We start from the raw sequence: 19,423 nt of genomic DNA on the forward strand, positions 1-19,423 counted from the left end.
CCATCCTTCCCGGTGCCGCGTGCCTGTGGTGGCTCCCGGAGGCACACAAAAAGGGCCCGGAGCATGTGCTCCGGGCCCTTTTTGTGTGCCTTTCCGTCAGCCCTGCGGGGCCGGGGGATCAGCGATAGAAGAGGTGGCCGTCGATGCGGCCGAGTGCAGTGTGGCCACGCATCGGGCTGCCCACGGCATGAAAGAACAGCGCGCCGGGAACCGGATCCTCGCCCTGACCGTTGAGGGTCTGGGTGGCGATGGCAACGGCATCCTGCCACTGCGTGGTGTCGCGGCGCGGGTTGTAGGCGTCGACGTCGAAGAACTGGCCGCGCTGGCGGACCACCGCGCAGGCGTTCTTGGCGAAGCGGGCATCGTGCATGCGGGCGTGGATCACTTGCGCGACGGCGGCGCGGCCACGGCGGGGCTGGTTGGCCGCTTCGTGGATGATGACCTTGGCCATGCATTCGACCTGACGCGGATCGGCGGCAGGCGTGGACGTGTCGGGTTCGGGCGCCATGGCATTGGCGTCATCCGAATCTGCCTGGGCATCGACCGCCGGTTGGACGGGAGCGGGCAGGGTGCTTGCGACTTGCTGGACGGAGTCCGGCTGGCCGGCAATAAAGGGTTCGATGGCCGCGCTGGCGGGAGCGGCAAATTGCAGCGCTGCCAGAACGGCGGCTGCGGAAAGGGCACAAACAATCTTGCCAAAAGTGGTTTTGGACATTCCTTGACATCACGAGTGCGCAAGGTCGCCGTGCAGACGCGCGTTAAAAATACAAAATCGAAAAGGCGTCTGCGGGCTTCCCCACGTCTCGCCACCGAGCAGGCCCCGGACCCGAAATGGCCCCTCCTCCTGAGCGGACGGCTAAACGAAGGGCCTCCCGTGGCCGCTGGGGCGCCATGTGTCAATCGTATTGCGCCAGTCGGCCCGGAGCGAGCGCCCATGTGAGCGCCCACTTGAGCGGGCCGCAAGCGACTCGTGTTGCGCTTTGTGTCGTTCGGGCGGGGTGTTTGGCGGACAAACTGTCCGGTTGTCGGCGCGCTGCAATTGGGCCAAGCAGGGCACCATGATTGCCAGCTATCCCCATGCCCGCCCGCGTCGTTCCCGCGCCACCGCGTGGAGCCGCGCCCTGCACCGCGAGGTGCTGATCACGCCTTCCGATCTCATCTGGCCGCTGTTCGTGACCGAGGGGACCGGGGTGGAAGAGCCGGTCGGTTCGCTGCCGGGGGTCTCGCGCTGGTCGGTCGACGGGATCGTGGCGCGCGCGAAGGAAGCCGTGGCCCTTGGCATTCCCTGCCTCGCCCTGTTTCCCAATACCCAGCCCGAACGCCGCACCGACGACGGGCGCGAGGCGCTCAACCCCGACAACCTGATGTGCCGCGCGATCCGCGCGATCCGCGACGCCTGCGGGGATTCCATCGGCGTGCTGACCGACGTTGCCCTCGATCCCTATACCACCCACGGGCAGGACGGGCTGATCGACGCCAATGGCTATGTCGAGAATGACGCCACGGTCGAGGCGCTGGTGGGGCAGGCGCTCAACCAGGCGAATGCCGGGTCGGACATCATCGCCCCTTCGGACATGATGGACGGGCGCGTGGGCGCGATCCGCGGGGCACTCGAAGGTCAGGGCCACGTCAATGTCCAGATCATGGCCTATGCCGCCAAGTATGCCTCGGCGTTCTATGGCCCGTTCCGCGATGCGGTCGGTTCGAGCGGGCTGCTCAAGGGCGACAAGAAGACCTACCAGATGGACCCCGGCAATGCCGAGGAAGCGCTGCGCGAGGTCGAGATGGACCTGCTCGAAGGCGCCGACAGCGTGATGGTCAAGCCCGGCCTGCCCTATCTCGACATTGCCGTGCGCGTGAAGGAAGCCTTTGGCGTGCCGGTCTTCGCCTATCAGGTGAGCGGCGAATACGCGATGATCGAGGCCGCGGTGGCCGCTGGCGCCGGGGACCGCGACGCGCTCGTGCTCGAAACCCTGCTGGCGTTCAAGCGCGCCGGGTGCTCGGGCGTGCTGACCTACCATGCGGCCCATGCCGCCCGCCTGATGGGAGCCTGACTTTGGCATACCGCCCCGATGTGACGATCCTGCCTTTTCAGGGCAAAGTGCCGCAGATTGATCCCAGCGCCTTCATCGCGCCCGGATGCCGGATCATCGGTGACGTCACCATCGGGGCGCAGGCCTCGATCTGGTACAATTGCGTGATCCGGGGTGACGTCAACCGCGTGGTGATCGGCGCGCGCAGCAATGTGCAGGACGGCACCGTGATCCATTGCGACAGTCCCGAGCCGGGCCGTCCCGAAGGCTATCCGACGCTGATCGGCGAGGATGTGCTGATCGGGCACATGGCGATGATCCATGGCTGCACGCTCCACGACCGCGCGTTCGTTGGCCTTGGTGCCATCGTGATGAGCGGCGCCGTGGTGGAGGGCGATGCGATGCTGGCGGCGGGCGCAATGCTCACGCCGGGCAAGCGCGTGCCTGCGGGCGAGCTGTGGAGCGGACGCCCGGCCACGTATATGCGCGGGCTGACGCAGGCGGCTATCGAGGGGATGCGCGAGGGCGTGGCCCACTATGTCGCCAATGGGCAGGCGCATGCCCGTGCGGTGGCGGAATGCGCCGATGGCGCGGCCCAAGGTTGATCTGCCGCCCGCACAGGCCCTGCGCGCGCTCGCCGATGGCGAGGGCCGTCTGGCCGTGCGGGTGACGCCGGGCGCGCGGGTCGAGGGCATTGCGCTCGAAGCCGGGCGGGTTCAGGTCAAAGTGCGGGCCAAGCCCGAAGATGGCAAGGCCACGCAGGCGGTGATCGATCTGGTCGCCGCCGCGCTGGGTGTCGGCGCCTCGCGGGTGACCTTGTTGCGCGGCGCAACTTCGCGCGAGAAACTGCTCAGCCTTCCGCCCGAAGGGTAAGCGAAAGGGCCGCCATCAGCGTGGCCCAGCCCCCGGCAATCCACAGGCAGGCCATCGGCAGGCGGGTCTGGAACCAGGCCCCCAGTACCGCGCCTGCCAGCAATCCGGCCCAGAGCAGCAGCCAGTTGGCCCATGCCGCCTCCAGTCCCCGGCCCAGCAGCCCACGCCCCAGCAGCGATTGGGCGATCCCTTGCCCGATCTTGACCAGCGCGCCGGTCATGTAGGTGAGCCCGACCGAGACTTCGCCGCCGCGCAGGAAGGTGTTGTTGAGCGCACCCATCGCCAGAACCAGCATGGCCAGCATGGCCCCATGCAGATGCGCCGCGCGCATGGCGCCCGCGCCCAGCAGGAGCAGCGCGACAAGGGCCAGAACCGCCGGTTTGCGCCAGGGCCCGGCACGCAGCGCGACGAGCGCGCCTGCCGTGACCCCGGCGACGAATCCGGTGATCAGCAGCGCGGGGAGGGCCGCCCCGGCCCCGGTGCCGAGCGCGACCCCGAGCCGGGTGGTATTGCCCGACATGAACGAGACGAAATAGCCGCCCGCCGAAAGATAGCCCGCCGCATCGACGAACCCGGCCATCCCGGCCAGCGCCATGGCAAAACGGCGGCGCGAACGATCCATCCGGTTCATGCGCGCCGCCGTTTGTTCATGGGTGTTTCCTTATGCCATCAGGCGCGCAAGTCGGGCGGGGTGCCTTCGGCCTTGATCAGGGCGATGGCCTCTTCGAGCGAGACGACCTGCTGGGCCTGTTCGCCCAGACGGCGGATCGCCACGGTGCCTTCCTCGGCCTCGCGCTTGCCCACGACCAGCAGGAAGGGCACCTTCTGGAGCGAGTGCTCGCGCACCTTGTAGTTGATCTTCTCGTTGCGGGTGTCGCTCTCGACGCGGATGCCCGCCGCGCGCAGGGCCGCCGTGGCGCTTTGCGCATAGCCGTCGGCGTCCGAAACGATCGTGGCGACGACCGCCTGAACCGGGGCCAGCCAGGTCGGTAGCTTGCCCGCGAAGTGCTCGATCAGGATGCCGATGAAGCGTTCATAGGACCCGAAGATCGCGCGGTGGAGCATGACCGGACGGTGGCGCTCGCCGCTTTCGGCGATGTAGCCCGCGTCGAGGCGCTCGGGCAGCACGCGGTCCGACTGGATCGTGCCGACCTGCCAGGTGCGGCCGATGGCGTCGGTCAGGTGCCATTCGAGCTTGGGCGCATAGAACGCGCCTTCGCCCGGCAGTTCTTCCCAGCCATATTCGCTCGTGGCGAGCCCTGCGGACACGACCGCGTCGCGCAGCTCGTTCTCCGACTTGTCCCACAGTTCCTCACTGCCGAAGCGCTTTTCGGGGCGCAGCGCCAGCTTGATCGCGTAAGTGAAGCCGAAATCCTTGTAGATGCGGTCGGCCAGCGCGCAGAACGCGCGGACTTCATCGACGATCTGGTCTTCGCGGCAGAAGATATGCGCGTCGTCCTGCGTGAACTGGCGCACGCGCATCAGGCCGTGGAGCGCGCCGTGCGGCTCGTTGCGGTGGCAGCAGCCGTTTTCATAGAGGCGGAGCGGCAGGTCGCGATAGGACTTGAGGCCCTGACGGAAGATCAGGACATGCGCCGGGCAGTTCATCGGCTTGAGGGCCATCCAGTCGGCCTCGCCGCTGATCACCGGGCCTTCGTCTTCGGTGTTGGGCGTTTCGTCGGGGATGACGAACATGTTCTCGCGATACTTGCCCCAGTGGCCCGACTGCTCCCACTGGCGGGCGTCCATGACCTGCGGGGTCTTGACCTCGCGATAGTCCGCGCCGTCGATGGCGCGGCGCATGTAGGCCTCCAACTCGCGATAGATGCGATAGCCCTTGGGGTGCCAGAACACCGAGCCATGGGCTTCCTGCTGGAGGTGGAACAGGTCCATCTCGGCGCCCAGCTTGCGATGGTCGCGCTTGGCGGCTTCCTCCAGACGGTGAAGATGCGCGTCGAGCTGCTTCTTGTTGAGCCAGCCGGTGCCATAGATGCGGCTGAGCATGGCGTTCTTCTGGTCGCCGCGCCAATAGGCGCCCGAAACGCGCGTGAGCTTGAAGGCTGCCGGGTCGAGCTTGCCGGTCGAGGCCAGATGCGGGCCGCGGCACATGTCGAGCCAGTCGTCGCCCGACCAGTAGACGGTCAGCTCCTCGTTGCCGGGCAGTTCGCTGGCCCATTGCGCCTTGAAGCTTTCGCCTTGCGCTTCCCAGCGGGCGATCAGGTCTTCGCGCGACCAGACTTCGCGGCGCAGCGGCTTGTTGGCGGCGATGATCTTGCGCATTTCCGCCTCGATGGCGGGCAGGTCTTCCTCGGTGAACGGGCGGACGGCGGGCGCGAAGTCATAATAGAAGCCATCGTCGGTCGCCGGGCCAAACGTGATCTGCGTGCCGGGGAACAGCGCCTGCACGGCTTCGGCCAGAACGTGGGCAAAGTCGTGGCGGACGAGTTCGAGGGCGTCGGCCTCGTCCTTGGCCGTCACCAGCGCCAGCGCGGAGTCCCCTTCGAACGGGCGGGTGATGTCGAACAGCTCGCCATTCACGCGCGCGCCCAGCGCGGCCTTGGCCAGCCCCGGCCCGATTGCGGCGGCAATGTCGGCAGGCGTGGTGCCCGGCGCCACTTCGCGCAGCGAGCCATCGGGCAGGGTGATCTTGAGCAGGTCTGACATCGGCTTTCTCTCGCGGATTTCCGGCGCGCTTTGGCACAAGTGCCGCAGCGACGAAAGGGGCGGCATCTTGGGGTAAGGGCCGATCCGGGAGGAAGATGCCATCCGCCCGCATCGGGGCGATGGCATCACCGGCACGCGTTCAGGCGCGCGGGCGATCCCACCCCCGGAACACCGGGGTGGTGGTGGTAGTGAGCGTGACAGGGCGGTTGGCCATGATCATGCCGGGTGCCTTAGCGCAACCGCCGCCTGCTGTCACGCCGTCTACGCGGCGTGGGCAAATCGGATCTTTGAATTCCATTCGTCATCCCCGCGCAGGCGGGGATCCAGTTGCGACGGTCGCGCATGCGAACAAGGGGCAGAAGCTGGATTCCCGCCTGCGCGGGAATGACGAAACATCGATCAAACATCGCCCAGTGCTCTCAATTCCAGGCTTGGGGTGCACCGAATTTGGCCACGTCGCGTAGCACGTGCACGATCACCCAGCCCGCGACCATGCAGAGGAACGGCATCGCCGGATAGTGGAACCGCGATTGCCCGGAAAAGACCATCGCGATCAGGCTGGGATAGGCGGCGATGCCATAGGGCAGCACCCACCAGTCGATGGCGCGCAGCCCCGCTGCCCGGCGCGCGCGCACGATCATCGGCACGGCGGCCAGCGCCAGCGCGAGGAGGCCCCAGTAGAACGCCTGATTGGCCGCGCGCAGCGCGAGAAACGCATGAGGTGCGGCCTGCCACGCCCACGATCCGGTTTCATAGGCCCATTGCCCTTCGCCGTCCGGGCCCCACAGGCGGACCAGCTTCATCGGCATGAGCAGGGCAAAACGCGCCGGGTGGGCCTTGATCCACGCGATCCCGAGGGCCTTGGCCTGCGCGTCATAGGCCTGTTCCGACAGGTCGGTGCGGGCATCGAGCGCGCGGACCACAGGGTCTTCCGGGGTAAAGCCGCCGCGCGCGCTGTCGTTGTTGCCGGTCAGCAGGGTGATCCCGCCATTGGTCGAAACCGCGATCCAGCTTCCCAGTTCGCGATGGTTGCGCACCGTCCAGGGCAGGACCACCAGCGCGGCCAGCGCGCCCAGCGCCAGCCCCTTTCCGATCATCGCGGGAAGCCGCTTCCACAAGGCCCCTTCGCGCAACAGGGCAATGCCCAGAACCAGTGGCACGACCACCAGACTCTGCGCCTTGACCAGCGTGGCCAGCCCCAGCACCAGCCCGGCCACCACGGTCCAGAAGACCACGCCGGGCCGCGCCACGAGGCACCAGCACAGCGCGAGCAGCAGCGTGGTATAGAACACCTCGGTCAGCGCCAGCGGCACATAGAGCACCGCATTGGGATAGACCGCCCAGAGCAGCAGGGCGAGCCGTGCGGGAACTTCGGCGCGCAGCACATGCCGCGCCAGATCGAGCAGAAGCCACCCGGCCAGACAGGACAGGACCAGATTGACAAGGCCCACAGCCCAGATCGCCGGCCCGGTCAGGCGGAACAGCACCGAGAGCGCGAGCGGCCAGCCCGGCGGCCAATAGGCGGTCGGCGCGCCATGGTCGCCCAGATAACCGCGTCCGTCGGCCAGCATCGCCGCGCGCGAAAAATACCACGCCGCGTCCGAGCTGGGCTCCACCCAGGCCAGAATGGCGATCAGTCGCAGGCCGACCAGAGCCGCGAAGATCACCCAGAGCGCGCGCGGCTGCTCCAGCGCCGAGAAAAATGTCCGTCCCATGGCGGGCGATCCTAGGCGCGCGGACGTAAAGATTGGGTTCTAGCCCTGATTTCCGGGAGGAGGATTGTCGGGAGAGGGCGCGCCCTGAACCGCCAGCGCCGGGCTTTCGCCATTGGGGCCGGGGGCGAGCAGGTCCTGCGGGCCGATGATACCCTGGTCGACATGGCCTTCCGGGTCGGGGTGGATCAGCACTTCGACGCCGGGAAACTCGGCCATCAGCTGTTCCTCGATCTCGTCCATCACCCGGTGGGCCTGCGCCACGGTCATCGCGCCATCGACCCAGACGTGGAACTGCACGAAATCGCGGTTGCCGCTGGTGCGCGTGCGCAGGTCATGCAGACCCTTGAGTTCGGGATGGCGGGCGACGACTTCGAGAAACCGCTCGCGCTTCTCGATGGGCCATTCGTGGTCCATCAACTGCTCGATGGCCTCCTGCGAGGCGCCCCACGCGCCCCAGGCCAGCCACAGCGCGATGCCCAGCGCAAAGACCGCATCGGCCCCGGCCACATGGAAATTGTGCTCGATCAGCAGCGCGGCGATTACCGCGAGGTTGAGGTAGAGGTCCGACTTGTAGTGGACATTGTCGGTGCTGATCGCGAGGCTGCCGGTGCGGCGGATCACCGCGCGCTGATAGGCCAGCAGGCCCAGCGTGGCCATAATCGCGATGACCGAGACGAGGATGCCGCTTTCCGCCTCGATCGCCGCGCCGCCCCCGAAGAACTGGGCAACCGCGCGCCACGCCAGCCCGATCGCCGAAAACGAGATCAGGATCACCTGGAACAGGGCTGCCAGTGCCTCGGCCTTGCCATGGCCGAAGCGGTGGTTGTGGTCGTCTGGGATGGCCGCGATCCACACGCCCAGCAGAGTGGCAAGGCTCGCCACCAGATCGAGCGCGGTGTCGGCCAGACTGCCGAGCATGGCCAGCGAGCCGGTCGCCACCACGGCCCAGACCTTGAGGCCCAGCAGGAGCAGGGCCACGGCGCTGCTGGCCATGGCCGCCCGGCGGTTGAGGTGGGCGTCAGCGAGAGTCGGGGAGGGGGCGGGGGCGAGAGTGGTCGCGGGATCGGTCATCGCCCCCTGCCATACGGTCTGAATCGGTCGAGGCCAATCCGGGTCTTGCGTTTCCCGTCCACCCCGGAGGCCCAGTCCACCCCGGAGGTGATGTCAGGGATAGAGCAGCGTGCTCGTCCAGCCGCCCGCACCATCGGCGACGAAGCGGCGGCGTTCGTGGAGGCGATAGTCGCGGTCCTGCCAGAACTCGATGGCCGAGGGGATCACGCGATAGCCTGACCAGTGCGCCGGACGCGGCACGTCGCCTTGCGGGTATTGCGCGCGGATGGCGGCCACGCGGTCGAGGTAGGTCTGCCGCGAGGGCAGCGGGCGCGACTGGTCGGACGCGGCCGAGCCCAGCCGCGATTCAGGGTGGCGGCTGGCGAAATAGGCATCGGCGGCCTGCGGGCTCACTTCGACCACGGGGCCTTCGATGCGGATCTGGCGGCGCAGGCTCTTCCAGTGGAACAGCAGCGCGACATGCGGGTTGGCGGCCAGTTCGCCGCCCTTGCGGCTGTGAAAATTGGTGTAGAAGACAAAGCCGGCCTGATGGTCGAAGTCCGGGCCCAGATCGGCGCCATGCCCCTTGAGCAGGACCATGCGCAGCGAGGGCAGGCCATCGGGCGTGGCGGTGGCGAGCGCGATGGCGTTGGGGTCGTTGGGCTCGGACAGCCGGGCCTGCGCGAACCAGTCCTCGAAAATCGCGTAAGGGTCGCCGTGGGGGATGGCATCCTGATTCTGGTTCACGGTCCGTCCTGTTCTGTGTCTTGCGGTTGTGGCGCAGGGGAGGATGGCGCGAATGCATCCGTTTGCGCGATGACCTCGATCAAGGCGGTCTAGCTTGCGTGGTGGCACAATGCCATGCACATCGTTCCTGCGCGTCTTCTTCATGCCCGATCTTGCGGGCAGGGGCGCGCATCCCTAGCTAGAGAGCCATGGCAGCAGATCCCTATTCGATCCTCGGCGTCGCACGAAGTGCAAGCGAAAAGGAGGTAAAATCCGCCTATCGCAAGCTCGCCAAGGAATTGCACCCCGACCACAACAAGGACAACCCCAAGGCGTCCGAGCGCTTCGCCGAGGTGACCAACGCCTACGACCTGCTGTCCGACAAGGACAAGCGGGCCAAGTTCGACCGTGGCGAAATCGATGCCGACGGGAACCCCACCATGCCTTTCGGAGGCGGAGGGGGGTTTGGCGGCAGCGGCTTTTCAGGTGGTGGTCATCGCGGCTTTCGCCACGAAGGGGGCTTTGAAGGCGGCGAAGGGCCCGACCTGTCGGACCTGTTCGAAGGCATTTTCGGTGGCCGCGCCGGAGCCGGAGCCGGGGCCGGAATGGGTGGCGGCGGCGGCTTCAGCGGCTTTGGTGGCGGGCGGCGTCCGCCTCCGCCCAAGGGCGCCAATGTCGCCTATCGCCTTCAGGTGCCTTTCGTCGAGGCGGCCACGCGCGCCAGCCAGCGGATCACGCTCTCTTCGGGCAGCACGATCGAGCTGAAGCTCCCCGCCGGGGTCGAGAACGGCCAGCAGATGCGGCTGGCCGGCAAGGGCGAGGCCGGGCCGGGCGGTCCGGGCGATGCGATCATCACGATCGAGATCGGCCCGCACCCGTTCTTCGTGCGCGATGGCGACAACATCCGCCTCGATCTGCCCGTCACGCTCGACGAGGCGGTCAACGGGGCCAAGGTGAAAGTGCCCACGGTCGATGGCGCGGTCATGCTCACGGTGGCGCCGGGCAGCAGCAGCGGGCGGACCCTGCGCCTCAAGGGCAAGGGCTTCTCGCGCAAGGAAGGCGAGCGGGGCGACCAGCTGGTGACCTTGCAGATCGACCTTCCGGCCGACGACGCCGATCTCAAGGCCCGGCTGGAAGGCTGGACCGACAGCCGCAATCCGCGCGCACGCCTCGGTCTTTAACGCCTTGCCCCGGCCGGATCGGGGGCGACAGGAAAACGGGAGCCAACCGGGAGGAGGGGCATTACCATTGTCTATGCAAGGTGATGTCCCGCCCGATTCCGTTGTGCCTGATTGTGCCGCCCCTGATTCTGTGGCCCCCGATTCTGCCAACGGCATTCCCGGCGTGCCGCAGGGCGCGCGTCCCCTGGTGCCCGATCTCTCGCCCGAGGCGCGCCGCCGCGCGGCGCTCAGCCACCGTATGCGGCCCGACTGGTCGCGCGAGTGGGCCGCGGCCAAAGCCGATCTGGGGCCGGGCAGCCGTGTGTTCGAACTGGTCAAGCGGGTGTGGACCGGGGTCATCAACGATGGCTTCATCCATGCGGGCAACTTTGCCTACATGGTGCTGATCGCGCTGTTTCCCTTCTTCATCACCGGGGCTGCGCTGTTTTCGCTGATCGGCGAGACCAGCCAGCGCACGGCGGCGATCAACACCGTGCTCATGGCGTTGCCCCCGGTCGTGGCGACGACGATCGAGCCGGTGGCGCGCGCGGCGGTCGAGGCGCGCACCGGCCATCTGCTGTGGATCGGCGGGCTGGTGGGGCTGTGGACGGTGTCCAGCCTGGTCGAGACCATCCGCGACATCCTGCGCCGGGCCTATGGCACGCGCTGGGAACATGCGTTCTGGCGCTATCGGCTGATGTCGACCGGGCTGATCATTGCTTCGGTCGTGCTGATTCTGGTTTCGATCATGGCGCAAGTGGCCATCGGCGCGGCACAGGAAGTGATTGCGGCGTGGATGCCGCAGTTCGGGGCGTGGGTCGACGGGCTGGCGGCGAGTCGTTTCGCGCCCGCGCTGGTGCTGTTCGGCGCGCTGTGGCTGCTTTTCCTCTCGCTCACCCCCAGCGCCTATCGCTCGGGCCGCTACCCCAAGTGGCCAGGCGCCTTGTTCGTATGTCTCTGGTGGCTGGGGGTAACCATGCTGTTGCCAAAACTCCTCGCTTCGGTTTTCTCCTACGATCTGACCTACGGCAGCATGGCCGGGGTGATGATCGCTCTTTTCTTTTTCTGGTTGGTGGGCATAGGGATGGTGATAGGTGCCGAACTCAATGCCGCGCTCGCCGAAACCCCGGAAGAGCGCGACATGCTGGGCCAGGCAGACGATCGCGCGCGAGCCCTCCGTCAGGCTGGCGTGTCGAAACAGCAGAATAAGCCCGATAGCCCTGTTCCCCCCGGACTGGGCTGATCGGGGCAGGAGCGTACGAAGGCGCATGACCGGATTGATGAAGGGAAAGCGGGGCCTGATCATGGGCCTTGCCAATGACAAGTCGCTGGCCTGGGGCATTGCCCGGCAGCTTCACGAACAGGGCGCGGAACTCGCCTTCTCCTACCAGGGTGATGCTCTGGCCAAGCGGGTGCGCCCGCTGGCCGAGAGCCTGGGCAGCGATTTCCTGATCGACTGCGACGTGTCGGACATGGACGCGCTCGACGCGGCCTTCGCCACGCTCAAGGAGCGCTGGGAAACGATCGACTTCGTGGTCCACGCGATCGGCTATTCCGACAAGACCCAGCTGCGCGGCCGCTATTACGACACCACGCTCGACAATTTCCTGATGACTATGAACATCTCGGTCTACAGCCTTGTCGCGGTGACCAAGCGCGCGATCGAAATGATGCCCAACGGCGGCTCGATCCTGACGCTGACCTATTACGGCGCGGAAAAGGTCGTGCCCCATTACAACGTGATGGGCGTTGCCAAGTCGGCACTGGAATCGAGCGTGCGCTATCTGGCCAACGACTGCGGCCCGCTGGGCGTGCGCGTCAACGCGATTTCGGCCGGCCCGATCAAGACACTGGCCGCCAGCGGGATCGGCGATTTCCGCTACATCCTCAAGTGGAACGAACTGAACTCGCCCTTGCGCCGCAACGCGACGATCGAGGACGTGGGCGGTTCGGGCCTCTACTTCCTGTCGGACCTTTCGGCAGGCGTGACCGGCGAAGTCCACCATGTCGACGCGGGCTATCACCTTGTCGGCATGAAGCAGGAAGACGCCCCGGACATCGCGCTGGGCTGATTCCCGCCACAAAACGGCACAAGAAAGCCACGAAGCGCCCCCGCTTCGTGGCTTTCTTTTTGTCCGCAGCCCGAAAGAGCGCGCAATGAAAGCGTTGTGCGATGCTGGATCCCTGTCTCGTCATTCCCGCGCAGGCGGGAATCCAGCTTGCGTGCTCTGTTTGCATGCGCAGCCGTCGGAACTGGATCCCCGCCTGCGCGGGGATGACGAATAAGGCTAACGGGAATCAGATTTTTATTCCACGCCTGTAGCGCTGTGCGCGCAAGGGCCAACAAAAGACTCGAGGGTTCCCCCAAGCCATGCGCCATCGGCGATTTGAAAAAGGAGATACAGGCAAACTGGAGCGGGCGAAGGGATTCGAACCACGCCCGTAGCGCTGCTGCGCGGAGGGCCAACAAAAGACTCGAGGGTTCCCCCAAGCCATGCGCCATCGGCGATTTGAAAAAGGAGATATAGGCAAACTGGAGCGGGCGAAGGGATTCGAACCCTCGACCCCAACCTTGGCAAGGTTGTGCTCTACCCCTGAGCTACGCCCGCTCGGCGTTTGCGTGGATGGCGGCGCGAAGCCTGCCACCCAAGGCATTGAAAACTGGAGCGGGCGAAGGGATTCGAACCCTCGACCCCAACCTTGGCAAGGTTGTGCTCTACCCCTGAGCTACGCCCGCTCGGCGTTTTCAGTGGGAGGCTGGATCAGCACTCCCGCTGGGGTGAGGCGGGCCAATAACGGGGTAACGCTGCGGGCGCAACAGCAAATTTGCGTTTTCCCCGGACTTTCCCGCAGGCACGGCGCCAAAGCCCGGATCGCCGGGCGCCAAGTGGGGAAAGCCTGTCGGGATTCGTGCCCTGAAAGTGCCTCGCCCCTTGCCGAACCGGGACGATTTCCCACATGGTGGCCCGAGATTCGATTTTGCGATCCGAGTTGCAGTGGAGACAGATAGTGGCAAGCCTGGGCCTCAACCTCGACGAACAGAAGGCGGTTGACCGCTTCCGCAAGGCTATCGTCGAACCTTCGATGACCAAGCTCGTCATCCTCGACTTCTGGGCCGAATGGTGCGGGCCGTGCAAGGCGCTGACCCCGGTTCTGGAAAAGGTCGCCGCTGACTATGCCGACAAGGGCGTGATCCTCGCCAAGGTCAATGTCGACGAGGAACAGTTCATCGCCGCGCAGTTTCAGGTGCGCTCGATCCCGACGGTCTATGCGATGTTCCAGGGCCAGCCGGTGGCCGACCTGACCCAGGCGCGCAGCGAATCGCAATTGAAGCAGTATCTCGACCAGATCCTGTCCCAGCTTCCGGTGGAACCGGGCGCACCGGGCGAGGAAGCGCCGCAGGACGTGGCCCCGCTGATCGCGATGGGCGAGGAGATTCTTGGGCAGGGCGATGGCGAGCGGGCGGCGACGATCTTCGCCCAGATCATCGAGATCGCGCCCGACAACACCCATGCCCATGCTGGCCTCATTCGCGCGCTGCTGGCAGCTGGCCACAAGGACGAGGCGCAGGCCGTGCTCGACGGGCTCGACCCCAAGCTGGCTCAGGACCCGGCGCTGGCCCAGGCCCGCGCCGCGCTGGCGCTGGCCGAGGAAGCCCCCGAGGAAGGCGAACTGGCGGGCCTTCGCGCCGCAGCCCTTGCCGCGCCCGACGACATGGAGGCCCAGCTGGCCTTCGCCAACGGCCTGTTCGCCGCCGGTGACCGTGATGCCGCCGCCGACAAGCTGCTGGCGATGGTTGCCGCCGACCGCACATGGAACGAGGGTGCGGCGCGCGCCCGCCTGCTCCAGATTTTCGAGGCGATCGGTCTGGAAGATCCGTGGGTGGCGCGCACCCGCCGCAAGCTGTCGACCGTGCTGTTCGGCTGATGCCCATGAGCGGGGCGGTCGACAGGATCAGGCTTTCGATCTTCCCGCTGTCCGGGGCGCTGCTGTTCCCCGGCCTGCAACTTCCGCTGCACATTTTCGAGCCGCGCTATCGGGCGATGGTGTCCGATGCGCTGGCCCGCGACCGGCGCATCGCGATGATCCAGCCGCAGGCCCCTGCCGAAGGGGCGCCGCTGTTCGCGGTGGGCTGTCTGGGCAAGATCGAGGATGTCGAGGCGCTGGAAGACGGGGGTTTCAACATTCTGCTGGCGGGCGTGGCGCGCTTTCGCGTGCTGCGCGAGCTGGACGTGAGCACGCCGTTTCGCCAGATCGAGGCGCAGCTTCTGGCCGATGACCCGGACGAAGTGCTCAGCGCGGTCGAGCGCGCCGGGTTCGAGCGCGAGGCGCGCACGTTTGCCGATGCACAGGGCTATTCGGTGGACTGGGATTCGGTGGCGCGGCTCGACGATCAATCGCTGATCAACGGCGTCTCGCAGATCGCCCCGTTCGATTTCGCGGCAAAACAGGCCCTGCTCGAAGCGCCCGGTCTGGCCGCGCGGTGCGAACTGCTGATCCAGCTCATGCAGTTCTTTGGCCGCCGCGACGCCGATGACGATGAAGTGACGTTGCAGTAAGGGGTGGGAAGAACAAGGGATCCCGCACGCCCCATTTTTCGTCATCCCCGCGTAGGCGGGGATCCAGTTTCGACGGTGGCGCATGCGAACAAGGCATGGATCTGGATTCCCGCCTGCGCGGGAATGACGAATACCTCTTTTTCTTCAGTCCTTTGGCGCCATTCCCCGCGCCATCTGGCCGAGCACGTCGCTCATTGCTGCCGCGATTTCCGCGTCGGGCAAATCGGCGTCGGCAATGGCGCGTTCCATCGCTTCGGCCCACTGGCCTGCGGTCTGCTTGTCGATGGCGAAGGGCTTGTGCATCGACATCATGCACTTGTCCGGATTGGCGACCCACCAGTCGCGCGGGCCGCCACACCATCCGGCAAGGAACGAGGGCAGCGAGGCGCGCATGGGGGTCAGATCGGGCGCGTGCATGGCGCGCAGCTCGGCATAGGCGGGGTCGGTTTCCATGAGGTCGTAGAACCGCTCCGTCACGCGGCGCAGCGGTTCGATCCCGCCGATGCGGTCGTATGGTGTCAGGGCGGGAGCTTCGGTCTGGGTCGCCACGGAAAGCCTTTCGCACGAGAAATCGTGAGAATTGCCTCTAGCCCGCGTGGCGCCCAGCGGCCTTGACCCCCGTCAAATCAGCAATCCAGCACGAAAGGCCCCGGCTGGCGATTTTCGAGCGCGGCCTGCGCGGCACCCGCCTGCGCCAGCGGGAAGCGCCCGCCAATGCCCAGCGGAAGCTCGGGCGCGGCGGCAAAGAACGCGCTGGCCTGTGCCTCCAGTTCGGGGCGGGTGGAAATATAGGCAAACAGGAACGGGCGGCTGAGCGTGGCCGACTTGGCGCCCAGACGCGCGATGTCGAGCGGCGGGATCGGGCCCGAAGCCTGCCCATAGTTGACCAGATGCCCGCGCGAGGACAGCGCGGCGAGCGAGCCGTCGAACGTGTCCTTGCCCACTGCGTCATAGGCGACATGGACCCCGGCGCGGTCGGTCAGCCGGGCGACTTCGGCGGCGACATCTGCCTCGCGATAGGGGATCACATGGTGGCATCCGGCAGCCTGCGCCAGCGCGATCTTTTCTGCCGACCCTGCCGTGCCGATCACCGTGGCGCCGCGCAGGCGGGCCATGCGGGACAGCACCTGACCGACCCCGCCGCCTGCGGCCTGAACCAGCACGCGGTCGCCCGCGCCGACCTTGTGGACCGCATCGACGAGGACTTGCGCAGTCAGTCCCTTGAGGAACCATGCGGCGGCCACGGCATCCTCGACCCCATCGGGAACCGCCACGGCCAGCGCGGCATCGACCACGCGGGCGCGGGCATAGGCGCCATAGAAGCGGTCGATATAGGCCACGCGCTGGCCGATGGAAAAGCCGCTGACGCCTTCGCCCAGTGCCTCGATCACGCCCACGGCTTCAAGGCCGGGAATGCCGGGGAGCCTGAGCGTCTGGTAGGCGCCCGAGCGGACGTAGATGTCATGAAAGTTCACGCCAGCCACGCTCTGGCGCAGGCGGATCTGGCCGGGGCCGGGATCGGGCACGTGAACGGTTTCGAGAACCAGCTGGCCCGGACCACCGGGCTGGCTGAGGACGATGGCTTCGCTGGTAAGGCTCATGGGGCGGGAACCTATGCCATTCAAAGCGCGTGTGAAAGCGGCAATACCCGGTGGGTGGCATCCGCTTGGCGGGGCCAGCCTACGCGCTTGTCCTGAGGGCCTGCACCGATTGCCAGCCACACCCGCGCAGGAGACAACCAGAGGGCTCCGCGCATCTTCCAGCGCACCCCATTGCCCGTCGCAGCGGATGTGCGGAGCACTTTCCCCTTTTTCTGTCGTTATTTGCCAGAGCTTGCGGCGCTGTCCCTGGCCCATGGATTGTGGGCCGGAGCAGGGGCAGGGGCCGAAGCGGTGGGCGCCTGATCCGGCGCCTGATCCGGTTCTGGCACCAGTTGCCAGGCCAGAACCAGAATCCCGCCCGCCCACCACAGGGCCTTCCAGCGGCTGGCGAAGATCGTGGTGAGTCGGGGGCCGAACATGGCCCCCTTCTGCCGGTGAAAGGTTAAGCGGTTGCCATCACCGCCGCGGTCTCGCCGGGTGCATCCTCGCGTGCCGGGGCAAGGCTCACGGGGATCGACTTGTAGGCCGGGGTGCCGCTGGCCGGATCGAAATCCTCAAGCGGCACGAGGCAGTTGGCTTCCGGGTAATAGGCCGCCAGCGAGCCGCGCGCGATGGCATGGCGCACGATGGTAAAGCCCTTGAGTGTGCGCCCGGCAGTCGTCGTCACATCGACCTTGTCGCCATGGGCGAGGCCGAGCATGTCCATGTCGACCTCGTTGGCGAAGATGATGTCGCGCCGCCCGGTCACCCCGCGATAGCGATCATCGAGGCTGTAGATCGTGGTGTTGTACTGGTCGTGGCTGCGGATCGTGGTCAGCAGCAGCGGGCGCGCCTGCGTTTCTTCGGTGTGCGGGTGGACGAGGAACTGCGCCTTGCCGCTCGGCGTGTTCCAGACCCGGTTGCGCGGGCCGACGGTCAGGCTGAAGCCGCCGGGCACGCGCACGCGTTCGTTGAAGTCGCGGAAATCGGGGTACACTTCTTCGATCTTGTTGCGGATCAGGTCATAATTGCCGACAAGGCCGTCCCAGTCGATGGCGGTGTGGGGCAGGCTCGCCTTGGCAAGGCCGGCCACGATGGCCGGTTCGGAGCGCACCAGCGGACTGGGCGGCGCCAGCTTCCCGCGCGAGGCATGGACCATCGACATGCTGTCTTCGACCGTGACCCACTGGGGCCCTGCGGCCTGAAGATCGAGCTCGGTGCGCCCGAGGCAGGGCAGCACCAGCGTTTCTTTGGCCGTGAGCAGGCAGGTGCGGTTGAACTTGGTGAGGATGTTGACCGAAAGGTCGAGGCTGCGCACCGCGGCAAAGCAGGCTTCGGGATCGGGCATGGCCACGGCCAGATTGCCGCCCAGCGCGATCAGCACTTTCGAGCGGCCCTCGCGCATGGCGGTCAGCGCCTCGACCGCGTTGTGGCCATGCTTGCGCGGCGAGGTAATGCCAAAGGCGGTGTCGAGCCGGGCGAGCATGGCTTCGGCGGGCAGTTCGGTGATGCCCACGGTGCGGTCGCCCTGCACGTTGCTGTGGCCGCGCAGCGGACAGATCCCCGCGCCCGGACGCCCGAAATTGCCGCGCAGCAGAAGCAGGTTGGCAATCGCCTGGACGTTCTGGGTGCCGTTCTTGTGCTGGGTGATGCCCATGCCATAGCAGATGATGACGTTTTTGGCCGAGGCATAGACTTGCGCCATGCTCTCGATCGCCTCGCGCGAGAGGCCCGAGGAGGCCTCGATCCAGTCCCACGAGGCCGCCTCGATATCGGCCTTGAGGCCCGCGAACCCTTCGGTGTGCCGGGCGATGAAATCATGGTCGAGCACGTCCCCGCGCGCGTCTTCCAGCGCGAAGACGGCCTTCATCATCCCCTTGAGCATGGCCAGATCGCCGCCGATCCCCACCTGATGATAGGCCGAGGCCAGCGGGGTGGCATGGGGCGAGAACATCTCGGTCATGTGCTGGGGCGACTTGAACCGTTCGAGCCCGCGCTCGCGCATCGGATTGGCCACGATGATCGGCGCGCCGCGCTTGGAGGCCGCCGCCAGCGTGGCGAGCATGCGCGGATGGTTGGTGCCCGGATTGTGGCCGATGCAGAAGATCGCATCGGCATCGTCGAAGTCTTCGAGCGTGACCGTGCCCTTGCCGATGCCGATCGAGACCGGCAGGCCCGTGCTGGTCGCCTCGTGGCACATGTTCGAGCAGTCGGGGAAATTGTTGGTGCCAAAGGCGCGGGCGAACAACTGGTAGAGGAATGCCGCCTCGTTCGAGGCGCGGCCCGAGCAATAGAATTCGGCCATGTCGGCCTGGGGCAGGGCCTGCATCACCGCGCCCGCGCGGGCAAAGGCCTCTTCCCAGCTGACCGGCACGAAATGGTCGGTCTGCGGATCATAGCGCAGCGGGGTGGTCAGCCGCCCGGCATCCTCAAGCTGGTGATCGCTCCACGACCACAGTTCGGTGGCCGAATGGCGGGCAAAGAAATCGGGATCGACGCGCTTGACCGTGGCTTCCCAGGTCACCGCCTTGGCGCCGTTTTCGCAGAATTCGAACGAGGAGGTATGCTTGGGATCAGGCCAGGCGCAGCCGGGGCAATCGAACCCGTCGGGCTGGTTCATCTGGAGCAGCGCACGGGTATCGGTGCTGGTCTTCATCTGCGTGCGCACGGTCCGCGCCACCGCGCCCAGCGCCCCCCAGCCACCCGCAGGCCCCTTGTAGTCGCCCACACCCTTGATCTGATCGCTCACCGCTCGCTCCGTCGTTGCCTGCCCGTCAGACCAAGCTGTCGGCCAGAACGCGCCGCAAAATCAAATCGGAAAGCCCCATGTTTGATAGAGGCTGCCTATCAAGGCGAACGCAGGGCACCACGCTGGCGGCGCGAACAAGCGCCTTTGACCGCATGGCGGCCCGGAAAATGGTTTGTCAGGGGAAAAGTGGAGGCCCGAGCCGTCTCCGCATTAGGCCTTGAGAATGGCGGAATTGCTGGGTTTTGAGTCCAGTCGCTTGAGGAGTGGCCCCCAAGATGGCCCCCACCGCGCGCGGCTGGCGGGGCCAGATGTCC

At 66.7% G+C, this 19,423-nt stretch carries 18 protein-coding genes and 2 tRNA genes; 8 read left to right on the plus strand and 12 right to left on the minus strand.

The annotated features are described in order from the left end of the window. Nucleotides 1–118: 118 nt before the first annotated feature. The gene (locus SBI20_RS11440) at nucleotides 119–715 is read right to left on the minus strand and encodes a cell wall hydrolase (protein WP_317975155.1); all 597 of its coding nucleotides are present in this window, start codon (nucleotides 713–715) and stop codon (nucleotides 119–121) included. Nucleotides 716–1,058: 343 nt separating this feature from the next. Between SBI20_RS11440 and hemB the strand changes: the two genes are divergently transcribed. Genes hemB through SBI20_RS11455 form a run of 3 tightly spaced genes read left to right on the plus strand, consistent with a single transcriptional unit; the run spans nucleotide 1,059 to nucleotide 2,906 of the window. Beyond that, the gene (gene hemB, locus SBI20_RS11445) at nucleotides 1,059–2,054 is read left to right on the plus strand and encodes a porphobilinogen synthase (protein ID WP_317975156.1); all 996 of its coding nucleotides are present in this window, start codon (nucleotides 1,059–1,061) and stop codon (nucleotides 2,052–2,054) included. 2 nt (nucleotides 2,055–2,056) lie between these two features. Beyond that, entirely contained in the window at nucleotides 2,057–2,638 is a 582-nt protein-coding gene (locus tag SBI20_RS11450) for a gamma carbonic anhydrase family protein (protein ID WP_317975157.1), read from the plus strand. Continuing rightward, nucleotides 2,619–2,906, plus strand: coding sequence for a DUF167 domain-containing protein (locus SBI20_RS11455; protein ID WP_317975158.1), 288 nt, complete (start codon nucleotides 2,619–2,621; stop codon nucleotides 2,904–2,906). Before SBI20_RS11450 ends, SBI20_RS11455 begins: the two co-directional genes overlap by 20 nt. On the opposite strand, the gene SBI20_RS11460 is transcribed toward SBI20_RS11455, so the two are convergent. From SBI20_RS11460 to pdxH, 5 genes are all read right to left on the minus strand, one after another. Then, nucleotides 2,884–3,537, minus strand: a complete 654-nt coding sequence (locus tag SBI20_RS11460) for a YoaK family protein (RefSeq protein WP_317975159.1) — start codon at nucleotides 3,535–3,537, stop codon at nucleotides 2,884–2,886. The two genes, SBI20_RS11455 and SBI20_RS11460, sit on opposite strands and share 23 nt — an antisense overlap. Before the next feature lie 38 nt (nucleotides 3,538–3,575). Continuing rightward, on the minus strand, nucleotides 3,576–5,570 hold the full coding sequence (gene thrS, locus SBI20_RS11465; protein WP_317975160.1) for a threonine--tRNA ligase: 1,995 nt from the start codon (nucleotides 5,568–5,570) through the stop codon (nucleotides 3,576–3,578). A gap of 419 nt (nucleotides 5,571–5,989) precedes the next feature. Further along, a complete protein-coding gene (locus SBI20_RS11470; protein ID WP_317975161.1) occupies nucleotides 5,990–7,285 on the minus strand; it encodes an ArnT family glycosyltransferase in 1,296 nt (431 codons plus the stop codon). A 39-nt stretch (nucleotides 7,286–7,324) separates the two neighbouring features. Continuing rightward, nucleotides 7,325–8,356, minus strand: a complete 1,032-nt coding sequence (locus tag SBI20_RS11475) for a cation diffusion facilitator family transporter (RefSeq protein WP_317975162.1) — start codon at nucleotides 8,354–8,356, stop codon at nucleotides 7,325–7,327. A 93-nt stretch (nucleotides 8,357–8,449) separates the two neighbouring features. Further along, on the minus strand, nucleotides 8,450–9,127 hold the full coding sequence (pdxH, locus tag SBI20_RS11480) for a pyridoxamine 5'-phosphate oxidase (protein WP_411911560.1): 678 nt from the start codon (nucleotides 9,125–9,127) through the stop codon (nucleotides 8,450–8,452). A 143-nt stretch (nucleotides 9,128–9,270) separates the two neighbouring features. On the opposite strand from pdxH, the gene SBI20_RS11485 reads away from it, so the two are divergent. From SBI20_RS11485 to fabI, 3 genes are all read left to right on the plus strand, one after another. Further along, a complete protein-coding gene (locus tag SBI20_RS11485; RefSeq protein ID WP_317975164.1) occupies nucleotides 9,271–10,242 on the plus strand; it encodes a DnaJ C-terminal domain-containing protein in 972 nt (323 codons plus the stop codon). A 130-nt stretch (nucleotides 10,243–10,372) separates the two neighbouring features. Beyond that, nucleotides 10,373–11,464: a YihY/virulence factor BrkB family protein gene (locus tag SBI20_RS11490; RefSeq protein ID WP_317975165.1), complete on the plus strand. Its 1,092-nt coding sequence runs from the start codon at nucleotides 10,373–10,375 to the stop codon at nucleotides 11,462–11,464. Between the two features lie 25 nt (nucleotides 11,465–11,489). Beyond that, on the plus strand, nucleotides 11,490–12,293 hold the full coding sequence (gene fabI, locus SBI20_RS11495; protein WP_317975166.1) for an enoyl-ACP reductase FabI: 804 nt from the start codon (nucleotides 11,490–11,492) through the stop codon (nucleotides 12,291–12,293). A gap of 462 nt (nucleotides 12,294–12,755) precedes the next feature. On the opposite strand, the gene SBI20_RS11500 is transcribed toward fabI, so the two are convergent. Both SBI20_RS11500 and SBI20_RS11505 read right to left on the minus strand, forming a co-directional pair. Further along, nucleotides 12,756–12,830, minus strand: a tRNA-Gly gene (locus SBI20_RS11500). A gap of 53 nt (nucleotides 12,831–12,883) precedes the next feature. Then, a tRNA-Gly gene (locus tag SBI20_RS11505) sits at nucleotides 12,884–12,958 on the minus strand. 281 nt (nucleotides 12,959–13,239) lie between these two features. Between SBI20_RS11505 and SBI20_RS11510 the strand changes: the two genes are divergently transcribed. Further along, the gene (locus SBI20_RS11510; protein WP_317976118.1) at nucleotides 13,240–14,148 is read left to right on the plus strand and encodes a tetratricopeptide repeat protein; all 909 of its coding nucleotides are present in this window, start codon (nucleotides 13,240–13,242) and stop codon (nucleotides 14,146–14,148) included. Between the two features lie 5 nt (nucleotides 14,149–14,153). After that, nucleotides 14,154–14,780 carry an LON peptidase substrate-binding domain-containing protein gene (locus SBI20_RS11515; RefSeq protein ID WP_317975167.1) on the plus strand — a complete coding sequence of 209 codons (627 nt, stop codon included), beginning with the start codon at nucleotides 14,154–14,156 and terminating at the stop codon, nucleotides 14,778–14,780. A gap of 144 nt (nucleotides 14,781–14,924) precedes the next feature. Here the strand turns inward: SBI20_RS11515 and SBI20_RS11520 are convergent, their stop codons facing one another. The 4 genes from SBI20_RS11520 to SBI20_RS11535 form a co-directional block, all read right to left on the minus strand. Continuing rightward, entirely contained in the window at nucleotides 14,925–15,329 is a 405-nt protein-coding gene (locus SBI20_RS11520) for a group II truncated hemoglobin (RefSeq protein ID WP_317975168.1), read from the minus strand. A gap of 77 nt (nucleotides 15,330–15,406) precedes the next feature. Further along, nucleotides 15,407–16,381 (minus strand): quinone oxidoreductase family protein, encoded by a 975-nt coding sequence (locus SBI20_RS11525; protein ID WP_317975169.1) that lies wholly within the window; start codon nucleotides 16,379–16,381, stop codon nucleotides 15,407–15,409. 218 nt (nucleotides 16,382–16,599) lie between these two features. Further along, complete coding sequence (locus SBI20_RS11530; protein ID WP_317975170.1) at nucleotides 16,600–16,800, minus strand: hypothetical protein; 201 nt, start codon at nucleotides 16,798–16,800, stop codon at nucleotides 16,600–16,602. Between the two features lie 23 nt (nucleotides 16,801–16,823). Then, complete coding sequence (locus SBI20_RS11535; protein ID WP_317975171.1) at nucleotides 16,824–19,109, minus strand: FdhF/YdeP family oxidoreductase; 2,286 nt, start codon at nucleotides 19,107–19,109, stop codon at nucleotides 16,824–16,826. Between the last annotated feature and the right edge of the window lie 314 nt (nucleotides 19,110–19,423).

This window comes from Novosphingobium sp. IK01 (genome assembly GCF_033242265.1).
In the GTDB taxonomy this organism is placed as follows: Bacteria; Pseudomonadota; Alphaproteobacteria; order Sphingomonadales; family Sphingomonadaceae; genus Novosphingobium; species Novosphingobium pituita.

Excerpts from the sequence above, each read along its gene's own strand:
- thrS (WP_317975160.1), bottom strand. The coding sequence starts at position 5,570 with ATGTCAGACCTGCTCAAGATCACCCTGCCCGATGGCTCGCTGCGCGAA.
- SBI20_RS11525 (WP_317975169.1), bottom strand. The coding sequence starts at position 16,381 with ATGAGCCTTACCAGCGAAGCCATCGTCCTCAGCCAGCCCGGTGGTCCG.
- SBI20_RS11440 (WP_317975155.1), bottom strand. The coding sequence starts at position 715 with ATGTCCAAAACCACTTTTGGCAAGATTGTTTGTGCCCTTTCCGCAGCC.
- SBI20_RS11530 (WP_317975170.1), bottom strand. The coding sequence starts at position 16,800 with ATGTTCGGCCCCCGACTCACCACGATCTTCGCCAGCCGCTGGAAGGCC.
- SBI20_RS11475 (WP_317975162.1), bottom strand. The coding sequence starts at position 8,356 with ATGACCGATCCCGCGACCACTCTCGCCCCCGCCCCCTCCCCGACTCTC.
- fabI (WP_317975166.1), top strand. The coding sequence starts at position 11,490 with ATGACCGGATTGATGAAGGGAAAGCGGGGCCTGATCATGGGCCTTGCC.
- SBI20_RS11455 (WP_317975158.1), top strand. The coding sequence starts at position 2,619 with ATGGCGCGGCCCAAGGTTGATCTGCCGCCCGCACAGGCCCTGCGCGCG.
- SBI20_RS11470 (WP_317975161.1), bottom strand. The coding sequence starts at position 7,285 with ATGGGACGGACATTTTTCTCGGCGCTGGAGCAGCCGCGCGCGCTCTGG.
- hemB (WP_317975156.1), top strand. The coding sequence starts at position 1,059 with ATGATTGCCAGCTATCCCCATGCCCGCCCGCGTCGTTCCCGCGCCACC.
- SBI20_RS11515 (WP_317975167.1), top strand. The coding sequence starts at position 14,154 with ATGAGCGGGGCGGTCGACAGGATCAGGCTTTCGATCTTCCCGCTGTCC.
- SBI20_RS11460 (WP_317975159.1), bottom strand. The coding sequence starts at position 3,537 with ATGAACCGGATGGATCGTTCGCGCCGCCGTTTTGCCATGGCGCTGGCC.
- SBI20_RS11485 (WP_317975164.1), top strand. The coding sequence starts at position 9,271 with ATGGCAGCAGATCCCTATTCGATCCTCGGCGTCGCACGAAGTGCAAGC.